The sequence below is a fragment of the Paenibacillus enshidis genome, from assembly GCF_042136365.1.
GTDB lineage: Bacteria > Bacillota > Bacilli > Paenibacillales > Paenibacillaceae > Paenibacillus > Paenibacillus enshidis.
This window is the reverse complement of record NZ_JBHHMI010000002.1, coordinates 300,428-312,194: the sequence shown is the minus strand read 5'-3', so window position 1 is coordinate 312,194 and position 11,767 is coordinate 300,428. Positions and strand designations below refer to the sequence as shown.

Annotated in this window: 16 protein-coding genes; 14 read left to right on the top strand and 2 right to left on the bottom strand. The window is 51.2% G+C overall.

What is annotated here, in order from left to right; translation table 11 throughout:
- Positions 1-251: 251 nt before the first annotated feature.
- The 8 genes from ACE41H_RS04025 to ACE41H_RS03990 all read left to right on the top strand — a co-directional run bounded on the left by ACE41H_RS04025 (position 252) and on the right by ACE41H_RS03990 (position 5,932).
- The gene (locus ACE41H_RS04025; protein WP_511055479.1) at positions 252-845 is read left to right on the top strand and encodes an RNA polymerase sigma factor; all 594 of its coding nucleotides are present in this window, start codon (positions 252-254) and stop codon (positions 843-845) included.
- Between the two features lie 20 nt (positions 846-865).
- Positions 866-1,456 carry a hypothetical protein gene (locus ACE41H_RS04020; protein ID WP_375353505.1) on the top strand — a complete coding sequence of 197 codons (591 nt, stop codon included), beginning with the start codon at positions 866-868 and terminating at the stop codon, positions 1,454-1,456.
- 45 nt (positions 1,457-1,501) lie between these two features.
- Positions 1,502-2,077: a histidine phosphatase family protein gene (locus ACE41H_RS04015; protein ID WP_375353504.1), complete on the top strand. Its 576-nt coding sequence runs from the start codon at positions 1,502-1,504 to the stop codon at positions 2,075-2,077.
- A gap of 283 nt (positions 2,078-2,360) precedes the next feature.
- Positions 2,361-3,467, top strand: coding sequence for a hypothetical protein (locus ACE41H_RS04010; protein ID WP_375353503.1), 1,107 nt, complete (start codon positions 2,361-2,363; stop codon positions 3,465-3,467).
- Positions 3,468-3,521: 54 nt separating this feature from the next.
- Entirely contained in the window at positions 3,522-4,025 is a 504-nt protein-coding gene (locus ACE41H_RS04005) for a gamma carbonic anhydrase family protein (RefSeq protein WP_375353502.1), read from the top strand.
- Positions 4,026-4,050: 25 nt separating this feature from the next.
- Positions 4,051-4,230: an IDEAL domain-containing protein gene (locus ACE41H_RS04000; RefSeq protein ID WP_375353501.1), complete on the top strand. Its 180-nt coding sequence runs from the start codon at positions 4,051-4,053 to the stop codon at positions 4,228-4,230.
- A gap of 146 nt (positions 4,231-4,376) precedes the next feature.
- Positions 4,377-5,015 carry a DUF1405 domain-containing protein gene (locus tag ACE41H_RS03995; RefSeq protein WP_375353500.1) on the top strand — a complete coding sequence of 213 codons (639 nt, stop codon included), beginning with the start codon at positions 4,377-4,379 and terminating at the stop codon, positions 5,013-5,015.
- Positions 5,016-5,092: 77 nt separating this feature from the next.
- Positions 5,093-5,932, top strand: coding sequence for a sporulation protein YpjB (locus tag ACE41H_RS03990; protein WP_375353499.1), 840 nt, complete (start codon positions 5,093-5,095; stop codon positions 5,930-5,932).
- Between the two features lie 75 nt (positions 5,933-6,007).
- On the opposite strand, the gene ACE41H_RS03985 is transcribed toward ACE41H_RS03990, so the two are convergent.
- Both ACE41H_RS03985 and ACE41H_RS03980 read right to left on the bottom strand, forming a co-directional pair.
- Positions 6,008-6,367: a hypothetical protein gene (locus ACE41H_RS03985; RefSeq protein ID WP_375353498.1), complete on the bottom strand. Its 360-nt coding sequence runs from the start codon at positions 6,365-6,367 to the stop codon at positions 6,008-6,010.
- Positions 6,368-6,453: 86 nt separating this feature from the next.
- The gene (locus ACE41H_RS03980) at positions 6,454-7,323 is read right to left on the bottom strand and encodes a YitT family protein (RefSeq protein ID WP_375353497.1); all 870 of its coding nucleotides are present in this window, start codon (positions 7,321-7,323) and stop codon (positions 6,454-6,456) included.
- Between the two features lie 159 nt (positions 7,324-7,482).
- Here ACE41H_RS03980 and ACE41H_RS03975 point away from each other — a divergent pair, with 159 nt between their 5' ends.
- The 6 genes from ACE41H_RS03975 to bshA are packed head-to-tail and all read left to right on the top strand — an operon-like array spanning position 7,483 to position 11,619.
- The gene (locus ACE41H_RS03975) at positions 7,483-7,812 is read left to right on the top strand and encodes a nucleotide pyrophosphohydrolase (RefSeq protein ID WP_375353496.1); all 330 of its coding nucleotides are present in this window, start codon (positions 7,483-7,485) and stop codon (positions 7,810-7,812) included.
- Between the two features lie 53 nt (positions 7,813-7,865).
- Positions 7,866-8,399, top strand: coding sequence for a tetratricopeptide repeat protein (locus ACE41H_RS03970; RefSeq protein ID WP_375353495.1), 534 nt, complete (start codon positions 7,866-7,868; stop codon positions 8,397-8,399).
- Between the two features lie 33 nt (positions 8,400-8,432).
- The gene (dapB, locus tag ACE41H_RS03965) at positions 8,433-9,236 is read left to right on the top strand and encodes a 4-hydroxy-tetrahydrodipicolinate reductase (protein ID WP_375353494.1); all 804 of its coding nucleotides are present in this window, start codon (positions 8,433-8,435) and stop codon (positions 9,234-9,236) included.
- Positions 9,237-9,289: 53 nt separating this feature from the next.
- Positions 9,290-9,724, top strand: a complete 435-nt coding sequence (mgsA, locus tag ACE41H_RS03960; protein ID WP_375353493.1) for a methylglyoxal synthase — start codon at positions 9,290-9,292, stop codon at positions 9,722-9,724.
- On the top strand, positions 9,721-10,413 hold the full coding sequence (gene bshB1, locus ACE41H_RS03955; RefSeq protein WP_375353492.1) for a bacillithiol biosynthesis deacetylase BshB1: 693 nt from the start codon (positions 9,721-9,723) through the stop codon (positions 10,411-10,413). The genes mgsA and bshB1 overlap by 4 nt, the downstream gene beginning before the upstream one ends.
- 42 nt (positions 10,414-10,455) lie before the next feature.
- Positions 10,456-11,619 (top strand): N-acetyl-alpha-D-glucosaminyl L-malate synthase BshA, encoded by a 1,164-nt coding sequence (gene bshA / locus ACE41H_RS03950; RefSeq protein WP_375353491.1) that lies wholly within the window; start codon positions 10,456-10,458, stop codon positions 11,617-11,619.
- Positions 11,620-11,767 lie beyond the last annotated feature (148 nt).

Here is an 11,767-nt window from a genome sequence, read left to right as displayed (position 1 = left end):
ACTTGGGTTCTGGCCTGGGTGGTCTTTTTTTGCTTTTTTCATGTCAACAGGGTGAACCCCATTGTGGAACTTTTAGATTGCAGCTAATATATGGTACAATGGGTGAGGAAAATTTGGAACATAGATGGCAGCTGTACTTTATAGGGCGCGAAGAGACAAGAGAGCGCAACTTTTACAAACCTGTTCGGTAATACATAAAAGAGGATCGAACGGGGAGGAGGCACATGGGCGAGGAGGGTCTCACTCGGATGATGACGGATTCCCAGTTGATTCAGGAAATTAAGCAAGGGAATATTGAATTATATTCACATTTAATGAGAAGGTATCAGCGGAAGATTCTGGCTTTCGTGTATCATATGTTGAAAAGCTCCGGACTTGAAATGATGGCCGAGGATTTGTGCTCGGAAACCTTTTATAAGGCTTATCGCAGTCTTCACTCCTTTCGGGAAGTGGACGCGTCTTTCTCAACCTGGTTATATACCATTGCGCGGAATACGGTGCTCAGCGAACTGCGCAAGCAGCGCAGCGGCAGCGTACCTCTCGAGGAGAGCGGATATACTCCGATCGCCCCTCCGGATGCCATTCCCGAGCAGGCGATATTAAGGACTGAGCAGGTTGAAATGGTGCGGGAGGCGATTAAAAATCTGCCGGAAAAGCAACGCTCCGCGTTAATTTTACGGGAGTATGACCAGTTGGACTACCAGGAGATTGCCAAGGTGCTCGGACAAACGGTGAGCGCGGTCAAGTCGCTTTTGTTCCGGGCCAGGTCAAGTGTAAAGAATCAACTGGAGCCTTATCTTTATGAGCCCCTACTTGAGGAAAGGGAAGGAATGAGCAGCCGATGAAATGCAGGGAGGCTAAGGAATTGTTCGGTGTTTTGAAAGATCTGCCCGAACAAGACCCGCGGCGCAGAATGGTGGAAGACCATAATGCGCACTGCGAGCGCTGTTCGGCGGAATGGTCGGGCTGGCAGCTAAGCCGCTCGGCTATGCTTCAAATTCCCGATGAGGTGACAGAAGAACAGGCGGAGAACGTCAACCGCCGGGTCATGGATCGGATTTATGCGGAATCGCCCTGGCTCGTGCCAGGTGAAAACCGCCGTTCCCGTATCAGTCCGGCGTTGCGCAGATCCATTTCGGCTTGGATTGCCGGTTTCCTGGCCATCTTTCTGTGCAGTTTTTTGGTTTTGACGATGAGCAGCCATCCGGTGGGGAATGGCCAGGGGCACACTTCAACCGGAGCACAGCAGTCGGGGATACTGCCGACTGGAGTGGCGGGGGCCGATTCTGTGTCCGACAGCATAAAGGTGGTTATTCCTGAACCGATAAACGGTATTATGGAGCCGCTGATCGGCAATATTGTCCCGGCCTATCCGGAATACTGGATGGTGCTGTCCTTTCTGGCAGTGGCTCTGGCGCTGTTGTCGATCGGCTGGGTGCACCGGGTAAGAAGATAGAGCCAGCACCAAAGACTACAAGAAACGGGAACGTGAGGGAAGAACATGCTGATAGGATTGATCAGACATGGTTTGACGGATTGGAATGTGCTTGGAAGAATTCAGGGCCAAAGCGATATTCCCTTGAATGAAGAAGGCCGGGAGCAGGCGAGATTGCTGGGCATGCGTCTGCAGAAAGAGCCGTATCAATGGGACGCGGTAGTGACGAGCGGTTTATCCCGGGCCAGGGAGACGGGAGAGATTATCGCTTCCATGCTGGGAATCGAGCTGCTGGAGCCGGATGTCCGTCTGAATGAAAGGTCTTTCGGTCAGGTTGAGGGACTGACCCAGGCGGAGCGGGAGAACAAATGGGGCGCAGACTGGCATCTGCTGGAGCTGGGGCAGGAAAGTGAAGAGGCGATGCGACGGAGAGGGCTGACATTTTTGAAGGCCCTATGGGAAGAGAACCGTGACCGCAACTTGCTTGTGGTCTCTCACGGGGCTTTTCTTGCCCAACTGTTTACAGCGCTCTATGAGGACAAGCATTCCGAAAGAATCGGCAATCTTTCGTTAACGATTCTGGAACGACAGGATATGGAATGGTCTCCTGTGCTTTACAACTGCACCAAGCACCTCCTTTAGCAGTAAGCAGCAACTTCACTTCGTTTCACAGGTGTGTGACATATCAGGGATGTCTCAAAGCGGATTTTTCTGCTGCAGGACATCCTTTTTTGGAATAAAAGGCTGAGGAAAGGAGCTGCTTGCACTCATTTCCCGGCCTTTTTGCATTCATGTACTGCGGCTTCGGACTTTATGGATAAATTTAGGTTTAGAAAGCACGCAATCGGTCAAAGCTGATTCTAGACAGCTCAGATTACCGGAGTTTGGCAGAAACCATCTGGAGGGCGGCGGGGGCAATGAACCTATGAATCTGGCGGAAATGCTAACTTATGCCGACATCGGCCAATTGAATAGGATTGCCAGCCACTATGAATGTGAATGCAAACCGAACTCCAAGCATGAATTAATTCAAGGCATTCTCACAAAGCTGGGACGGCGCGATTTTTTTGAGCAACAGGTACGAAATCTGCCATTACCGTACCGCAGGTTTCTGAATACGCTGCTGTTTGATGAACGGCCATATTTCGGCATGGAAGAGCTGATCGCGGCGGCCAGACAGGCTCTGGATGATGAGGCGGAAATTACGCCACGGGAAATGGTCACATGTCTTCGCAGCGCAGGCTGGCTGTTCAACGGTTCGACGAATCATACCCGGTATCTGTTTCAGGTGCCTGCCGATTTAAAACAGCGTCTGAGCGAAGTGACCAGGCAGCATATGCGGGAACTGATCGAGAGCACGGACGAGCCTGCGGTTTACAGAGACGAGGGGCATTTGCTTGGGGAGGATTTAAAGCTGATGCTGCGCTTCATTGGCTCGCACGAGATTGTGCTGAATCCCGAAGGTGTGATGTATCGCCGCACCCAGCAGCAGATGATGGAGCATCTGCATGTTGCGGAGCCTCTGCTTGGTAAAGGTGGCTGGCGTTTCGGTTACGGGCGATTTTTCAAACACTATCCGGACCGCTTGGCCCTGCTGTATGATTACGCCTTTTACCGCAAGTGGATTGCTGAAGCAGGCGGCCTCCTTGTGTTGACAGCAAAGGGGGAGGAAGCGCTTGATATTCCGACCGAGGAAGAACTGATACAGTTATTCAGGTTTTGGTTAAGACTGTATAAGGGGGCGGTCCCCAATATATCTTCTCTCATATATTGGACCTCCATTTGCGCAAAAAGCTGGGTACCGCAGGCATCCTTGTTCGAACAAATCGGTCCATTCATTAAGCCTTTTTACTACGACAGTCCTGAAGCCGTTTTTGATAAAAGAATCATCCGCATGCTCATGCATTTCGGGCTGCTGCGCGTGGGTGAACATCAAGCCGCCGGAACCGTTGTGCAGATGACGGCGTGGGGCATGAGGACGGCGGGCTGCTGCAGCCCGCCAGGCACCGGGGCAGGAAAGAAGAAGGTTTGACAATAGTACGGCGTATTGCTAGAATCACACCCAAAACAGAAGGGTGGATTCAATATGATCGCTTATCAAGGGAAATGGCCCTCGCTTCATTCGTCGGTTTATACCGCTGAAGGAGCACGTATTATTGGTGATGTTACGATCGGACAGGATTGCTCGATATGGTTCAATGCCGTTCTGCGCGGCGATATGGCACCGATTGCGATCGGTGACCGCAGCAATATTCAGGATGGAGTCATCGGCCATGTCAATACCAACCAGCCGCTGATGGTGTCAGAAGACGTATCTGTTGGCCATGGAGCCATTATTCATGGCTGCTCTATCGGCAGGGGCACATTGATTGGAATGGGGGCTATTGTACTGAACGGAGCAGATATTGGTGAATATGCTTTAATAGGAGCAGGATCGCTTGTGACCGAAAACATGCGTATTCCTCCCTACACGCTTTCGCTGGGTACTCCTGCAAGAGTTGTAAGAGAATTAACGGAGGCCGATTTAAAGCGGATGGCGGATACAACGTTAAACTATGTGGCAAAAGGAAGAGCATATAAAAACTCTTGAGAACCCTTGTTTGGAGGTGCATCCTATGGATAAAATGAAGGTTACTTATGAAGTCATGCTTGGTCTGTCGGCGGAGCTGGTGCTGGATGAAGCATTGCGCAAGTACAAAAGCGACAAACTGTACCGTGAAATTGACGAGGCGCTTGCTTCCAAGGATGAAGTAGCTTTCCGAACTCTTACGGATGAACTGAAAACGTTGACTTAATGGCCATTGCAGGTATACGCTTGCGATTCAAAGCCAGTCACAGTAAAATAAAGTGGTTATGAAACCTGATCGCTCATGCGGTTAGGTTTCTTTTGGTACATAGATCAATTCGTACACCGCTTGAGTGACTGGAGGCCTGATGTAATTTGTCCATAACCTTTTTGTGGAGCAGGGAGTTGCTGCTGAACCGTTATTTTTTGTGGCTGCTCTTCTGGTGCAATCTGTTGGGGACCGTGGGAGGTTATGTATGGTATGACAACCAGCTCGCGTATACGTGGGATCGCTATCCTCACTGGCTGATCGTCTTCGTTCCTGACAGTCCCACAGCGAGCCTGTTTTTTACCATTGCTTTGCTGTTTCTGCTGTTCCCTCCTGTCAGCAGAGGCTGGACCGTACTCAGACATTTGGTTGAGGGACTGGCTGTCGTAACCAGTGTAAAGTATGGGATTTGGGCTTCTGCCATCATCTTCGCGGGAGCGTCACAAGGGGGGGCTATCGGTTCGCTTGACTGGATGCTTGTAGCTTCCCATACGATTATGGCGGTGGAGGCATTGGTGTATATCCGCTTTTTTGCAGTGCGATCCGCAGGCTTGACCGTCGCTCTCCTGTGGACGCTGCTGAACGATCTGATGGATTATACCTACGGGATTAATCCCTGGCTGCCGCGTGAGCTGTTTGACGATGTGCCTGCCGTCCGCAATTTTACAGTAGCTCTCACGCTGGCCAGCGCCGCTGCCTGCTGGCTGGTGATGGCCCTGTCGCGGAGGAGGGCAGGCACAAGCTGATTCTCGCCCACCGGTTCTCAGCTTTCGGTTCTAGGCCATTCGTCCATGCCATACAGATAGGGTAGGAGGGATGTCCAATGAACGGTGTTGCCGGTATCATCCGGGTGCTGCTGTGTACGGCGCTTCTGTTTGCCTTGCTGCCGCAGGCGGTTTCCGGCGCGTATGAAGCGGCCCCGGCACAAACTGCCACTCCGACACAGCAGCTTGCCCTTGACCAGGCAGCAGTTGCTTTGTATAAGCATGCCAAGGAAGGAAATATCATAGAAGTGCGCCGCCGTCTTGCAGAGGTTGTACAACTGTTTGGCACCGGAAACGTTCAGAAAGCGATGTCGGTGGAAGGGATTCATGCCTTTTCCGGGGCTATTCTGGACGTTCAGGAGGCGGTAAACGCGGCTGCCATATCCCCGGAGGCCGTCATTCAAGCCGCCGCAGGCTTGAGGCTGGCGGCTGATGTGCTCGCCCACCCCAAGGAGCCCTTGTGGCAGCAGTATTACAAAATACTGTATGAAGATTTAAAAGAAGCGGAGAACCAGTTCACAAAAGGGAGCGCTTCAGGATTTGCCCAGGCTGTGGGAAGGCTGGAGGATCATTATAATACGATAAGGCCGTCCGCTATCATCAGCATGCCGCCGTCTGCTGTAAACAGGACCGATTCGTGGTTATCCTTTATGAGGGGAGCGGGCGGAAGCCTGAATTCCGACCCGGCTGCCGTGAGGTCTGCGCTTACCGCCGGGCGTGAGACGCTGAACGTATTGTTCGGCCGTGAGAAGGATGCTGCGGCCTTTGGCCCATTCATGCTGGCCGCAGACGACGATGCGCTGGAATGGCTGATCGGATGTGTCATCCTGGCAGCCCTGGTTTATGCCGGCATCCGGAAATACCGGGGGGAGCACAGTTTTTTTCCTCCTGCCCGCTGATGTCTGTGAAGGTTGGCTGATTTAAAAAGAGCAAGTATCCGGTGGTCAGATGCGCCGATACTTGCTCTTTCTTCTTCACTTAATTCTTCTCAGTTCAGCTTCCTGCTGGATAGAACGGGCAGAAAGCAGCTCGATAATTTGATGTTGATTCTCCAAGATAGTTTCCACATTTTTGAGTCTGTCATTAGTCTCCAATACGGCACGTTTAATCATATCAAGGTCTTGTTTCATCTCTTGCTGCTCTTGCTTCACCTCAAGCAGGTCTTGTTTCATGCTTTGCTGTTCTTGCTTCATCTCTTGCAGGTCTTGTTTCATGCTTTGCTGTTCTTGCTTCATCTCTTGCTGATCAGTTTTTAATTCCGCAAGCTGCCTGCTAACAGGTTCCAACTCTTCTTTGATAACGGACCGCAACAGCTCAGATAATTCATTGCTCATATGTTCCGCTCCTTCGAGAATTTATATTGCTATTTTATCAAAGGCTAGAGTTTAATTCTATCGATATTTTGTGTTTGTTATGAGGCTTATTCTTCCCGGAAGCCCTCGCCATGCACGTCATGCACATCGTTGATGATTACAAATGCTTTGGGATCGACCGATTTCACAATCTGATGAAGCCGGCGCATTTCCTGTCTGGATACAACGCAATAAGCGACATATTTGGCCTGTTTGGAATAAGCGCCGATGGCCGGGATGATCGTCACTCCCCGTTCCATGTCTCTTGTAACGATCTCTGCGATCTCGTGGGCATAATCGCTGATAATCATGAACGCTCTGGCCGAATAAGCCCCTTCCTGAATAAAATCAATCACTTTGGACGCTATAAATACAGCAACCAGAGTGTAAAGGATTTTTTCCTTCGGGATATACAGTAGAGACAGGCCGATAATAAGAATATCGATGCCGAGAAGCACCTGCCCCATGCTCCAGCCGAATCTGCGGTTGAGGATGCGGGCGATGATGTCCGAGCCGCCGGTGGTACCACCGAAACGAAACACGATGCCAAGACCGCCTCCAAGCGTGACCCCGGCATAGAGGGCTGCCAGAATAAAATCATGCTCCGTGGCGAACGGCTCGATCCAGCCTGAATCAATCAGTTTTTCGAACAGCCACAGAAAGAAGGTTAAAGATCCGATGCCGACACCCGTATATACAATCTGGCGTCCGCCAAGTATTTTCCATCCAAGCAAGAACAACGGGATATTCAGCAAAAGAGTAGATAAAGAAGGTGAAATGGAGAATGCGTAATTAAGCAAAACGGTGATGCCTGTTACGCCTCCTTCCATCAGTTGGTTGGGAATAATGAAATACAGCAGACCGAACGCATACACCGCAGTTCCCAGCAGGATTGGAATGATTTGCTTCAGTTGTGAGCCGATATTAAACGTTTTCAATGTTACCCCTCGCATCAATCGTATTCGTTTGCCAAGAAGCCCATTTGGCAATCTTACCCTAGTATACCTTGTTCCGAGACGATTAAAAAATAATTGTTTTCAAAGTTCCTTTACGATAACATATGAATAAACCTTCACAATAAAGGAGAAAAGGCTTTTATGGAAAAAACGCTTGCTGAGCTCCAGCGTGAAGTCGATCAATACATATCGCAATTCAAGGAAGGCTACTTCAGCCCGCTGGCCATGCTGGCAAGAATGTCGGAAGAGGTCGGGGAGCTGGCACGTGAGGTCAACCACTCCTTCGGTGAGAAGCCCAAGAAGAAAGACGAAGCTGACAATTCCATTGAACTGGAGCTTGGCGATATTCTCTTTATTACGATCTGCTTTGCCAATTCACTGGGCATTGATCTGACGGAAGCCCATAATAAGATCATGAATAAATTCAATACACGGGATGCAGACCGCTGGACCAGGAAGGACACCGATTAGGCAGTCCATACATATGCTGTACCAAACGGTGGATCGCACGGAGGTGCAGCATCATGAAGGCGGATGAATATGTACAGAAAGCATATTTCAGTATTTTGAGCAACGATTTTGAAGAGGCTATCCGTTGGTTTGAGCGGGCGATAGCGGCCGAGCCCGACAATGCGGATTACCGCTACCGCTGCTCTATTACCTATGCGCGCAGCGGCCGCCTGGATCAGGCTCTGGAGCATGCAAAACTTGCCGTTACGCTGGCACCGGGACAGGATGAGTATAAAATTCACCTGAACTCTCTTGAAGCCAAACGCCTGGCCGGAGAAGTGCGAAAAATGCTGTCCGGGGGTGGTTCGCCGGATGACCCGGCACGTGCACGGGCGATAAACATGCTTTATGAAGCGGTGAAGCTGGATCCGCTGTGTGCGGATGCCTATGTTCTGCTTGCCCTTGCCCATAACGAGTTGAACCAGTTCGACGAGGCTCTGGCCGCCGTAGGGGAAGCGATAGACCTTTTGCCGCAGGAAGGGCAGCTGATAGAACTGCAGCTGGAGCTGCTGGAACGCAAAAAAAATTATCGGGATTCACAGAAATAGACTGCCATTTTCGCAGCATAAGGAGTTGTTTTCATGACAGATAAGATCAGAGTAGCAGTCGTTGGCGCCGGAGGAAGAATGGGCCGCGAGGTTCTGAAGCTCGTGCTCCAGGATGAGGGGCTGGAGCTGGCTGCCGCCGTGAACCGTTCCCACACGGGAGTGGATGCAGGTCTGCTGGTTGGTCTGCCGGAAGCGGGAATCAACATAACAGGCGACCTTGAAAGAGCTCTCAGGGAAAGCCAGCCCGATGTGATGGTTGACTTTACTGCACCCCATTCGGCATATGATCATACTGCACTGGCCATCGAGCTAGGTGTCAGACCAGTTATGGGGACCACAGGCTTTACGCCGGAGCAGATCGAAGAGTTGGACAAGCAGTGCCAGCTTCGCGGCATTGGAGGCCTGATTGCCCCCAATTTCTCAATCGGCGTCATTCTGATGATGAAATTTGCTGCCCAGGCAGCCAAATTTTTCCCTCACCTGGAGATCATCGAAACCCATGGAGACCATAAGCTGGATGCTCCTTCCGGAACAGCGATCAAAACGGCGGAGCTGATTGCACAGAACCGGGAGGAGCTGCGCCAGGGCAATCCGGCGGAGGAAGAGACGATTGAGGGTGCACGTGGCGGATATTATCAAGGCTTCCGCATCCACAGCCTGCGGCTGCCAGGTGTATTTGCACAGCAGGAGGTTATATTCGGCGGCCATGGGCAATCTCTCAGAATACGCCATGACTCCTATGAACGTGAAGGTTATATGCCGGGGGTAAAAATCGGAATCGAAAAAGTGATGAGCCATACGGGACTTGTCTACGGATTTGAACACTTTATAGATTAATGTTTGGTAAAGGCGGCAAGAAAAACGATACATCGGATGGGGGAGAGACGAATATGTTAAAAATATCATTCATTGCCCATGACCGCAAAAAGGACGAAATGATCAACTTCGTAACCGCATATGAGCATGTGTTCAAGGATCATCAGTTGTATTCCACAGGAACTACAGGGCAGCGGATTATGGAAGCTACAGGATTGAAAATTCACCGCTACATGTCTGGTCCCCTCGGCGGGGACCAGCAGATCGGCGCCATGGTGGCCCAGAACGACATGGACCTGATTATCTTTCTGCGCGACCCGCTCATGGCACAGCCGCATGAGCCGGATATCACCGCTCTCCTGCGCCTGTGTGACGTGCAGGGTATTCCGCTTGCGACGAATATCGCCACAGCTGAAATATTGGTGAAGGCGCTCGACCGCGGAGACTTTGCATGGCGGGAGCTGGTTCACAAATACAAGCCGGGCATTCAGGACGGTGAAATCAAATGAGCCTGGACATTCTTGTATTCGGCGCCCATGCGGATGATGCCGAAATCGGAATGGCCGGCACGATCGTCAAGCATACCGCGGCCGGCCTGAAGGTCGGAATTTGTGATCTGACCCGAGCGGAAATGTCCTCCAATGGTACGGTGGAGAGACGTGCGGCGGAAGCGGTTGCCGCTTCCGCCTTGCTTGGTCTCTCCGCACGCACCAATTTGGGGCTCCCGGACAGGGGATTGTACATCACACCGGAGCATGTGGCCACCGTCACCGCGGAAATACGACGCCATGCTCCGAAGATTGTATTTGCGCCGTACTGGGAAGACCGCCATCCGGATCATGTCATGTGCAGCAGGCTGGTGGAGGAAGCAGTCTTCAACGCCAAGCTGCGCCGCTTCATGCCAGAGCTGCCGCCTGTCCGTGTAGATCAGCTCTACTTTTATTTTATTAATGATCTGGGACGGGCTGATCTAATTGTCGATATAACCGGGTATTATAATCTTAAGGAAAAGGCGCTGGGCTGCTACAGCTCTCAATTTGAGCAAGGGGCTGCAGGAGCTGACGTGGTATCTACCCCTCTCAATCAAGGATACATAGAACGGGTCAAAGCGCGGGACTCCATGCTGGGACAGCGGAGTCTGACTCCGTTTGCCGAGGGGTTTGCGGTGAAGTCCCCTTATAAAGTTGAATTATTTTAAATTTATTTTTTCTTGCCGGAATGTGAAAAGGGGGCTGCTATCATGAATGACATGCTCAGAATCGGAATTACCTGCTACCCATCATTGGGAGGTTCCGGTGTCGTGGCTACCGAACTGGGCAAGCTGCTGGCCGAGCAGGGTCATGAGGTGCATTTTATTGCCAACGGGATTCCGTTCAGACTGGGCGGAAATTTTCATAAAAACATTTTTTATCATGAAGTGGAAGTCAATGATTATTATGTGTTCCGCTATCCTCCTTATGATCTGTCGCTGGCAACGAAGATGGCCCAGGTCGTGAAGATGAAAAACCTTGACGTGCTTCATGTGCATTATGCGGTTCCACATGCGGTATGTGCTTTTCTGGCCAAGCAAATGGTCGGGGATCGCCTGAAAGTCGTTACGACACTGCATGGAACCGATATCACGGTGCTGGCCCAGGACGAATCGTTAAAGGATCTGATCAGGCTTGCCATTAACGAAAGCGATGCGGTTACGGCCGTATCGAAGGATCTGATTCGTGAAACGCGGGAAGTGCTCGATATTACACGCGAGATCGATTTGAGTTATAATTTTGTCGATAAAAGAGTGTATTATCCGCGGGATTCCGCTTCGCTGCGCAGCGATTTTGCCGCGCCGGACGAGAAAATTATGATGCATATTTCCAATTTCCGTCCTGTAAAAAGGGTAGGCGATGTGCTTGATGTGTTTGAAAAGGTGCAGCGGGAGGTCAAATCCAAGCTGCTGCTCGTCGGCGAAGGTCCGGATCTGCCAAAAATCCGCAGTAAAATCGAAGAGCTGGGCCTGGAAGACAAGGTGTATTTCATCGGCAAGCAGGATGATATCGCGCAGGTGCTGTCCATGGCCGATGTACTGATGCTGCCCTCGGAAAAGGAGAGCTTCGGACTGGTTGCGCTCGAAGCGATGGCCTGCGGCGTGCCAACGGTCGGCTCCACCGCCGGGGGTATACCGGAGCTTGTCATTCATGGCGAGACCGGATATCTGGCCCCGATTGGAGATACGGAGCAAATGGCCGAATATGCCATCCGCTTGCTGACGGACAGCAAGGATGCGGCCAGATTGCGCAAGGCCTGCCTGCAGCGGGCGCAGACCGAGTTCTGCAACGACAGAATCAGAAGACAGTATGAAGAAATCTATTACCGTGTATTAGGACGCGAGGTGCCTGATCTGAAACCAGTGAACTGTTAGAGGTTGTTCAAAAAGTCATCTTTTGATCACGAAGGAAGTCAGGAAGTGGACTCGACATCGAATCTTGAATTCAGCCGGGCCTAAGCGGATGCTTCCGAAGCATGTTTCCTGCGGAAACATTTCAGGTGCTCACGTACCCCAAGTACGC

What these genes read in the sequence shown, in the direction of transcription:
- ACE41H_RS03985 (WP_375353498.1), bottom strand. Translation starts at nt 6,367, where the DNA reads ATGAGCAATGAATTATCTGAGCTGTTGCGGTCCGTTATCAAAGAAGAG.
- bshA (WP_375353491.1), top strand. Translation starts at nt 10,456, where the DNA reads ATGAATGACATGCTCAGAATCGGAATTACCTGCTACCCATCATTGGGA.
- ACE41H_RS03975 (WP_375353496.1), top strand. Translation starts at nt 7,483, where the DNA reads ATGGAAAAAACGCTTGCTGAGCTCCAGCGTGAAGTCGATCAATACATA.
- ACE41H_RS03970 (WP_375353495.1), top strand. Translation starts at nt 7,866, where the DNA reads ATGAAGGCGGATGAATATGTACAGAAAGCATATTTCAGTATTTTGAGC.
- ACE41H_RS04015 (WP_375353504.1), top strand. Translation starts at nt 1,502, where the DNA reads ATGCTGATAGGATTGATCAGACATGGTTTGACGGATTGGAATGTGCTT.
- ACE41H_RS04025 (WP_511055479.1), top strand. Translation starts at nt 252, where the DNA reads ATGACGGATTCCCAGTTGATTCAGGAAATTAAGCAAGGGAATATTGAA.
- bshB1 (WP_375353492.1), top strand. Translation starts at nt 9,721, where the DNA reads ATGAGCCTGGACATTCTTGTATTCGGCGCCCATGCGGATGATGCCGAA.
- ACE41H_RS03990 (WP_375353499.1), top strand. Translation starts at nt 5,093, where the DNA reads ATGAACGGTGTTGCCGGTATCATCCGGGTGCTGCTGTGTACGGCGCTT.
- mgsA (WP_375353493.1), top strand. Translation starts at nt 9,290, where the DNA reads ATGTTAAAAATATCATTCATTGCCCATGACCGCAAAAAGGACGAAATG.
- ACE41H_RS04000 (WP_375353501.1), top strand. Translation starts at nt 4,051, where the DNA reads ATGGATAAAATGAAGGTTACTTATGAAGTCATGCTTGGTCTGTCGGCG.
- dapB (WP_375353494.1), top strand. Translation starts at nt 8,433, where the DNA reads ATGACAGATAAGATCAGAGTAGCAGTCGTTGGCGCCGGAGGAAGAATG.
- ACE41H_RS04005 (WP_375353502.1), top strand. Translation starts at nt 3,522, where the DNA reads ATGATCGCTTATCAAGGGAAATGGCCCTCGCTTCATTCGTCGGTTTAT.
- ACE41H_RS04010 (WP_375353503.1), top strand. Translation starts at nt 2,361, where the DNA reads ATGAATCTGGCGGAAATGCTAACTTATGCCGACATCGGCCAATTGAAT.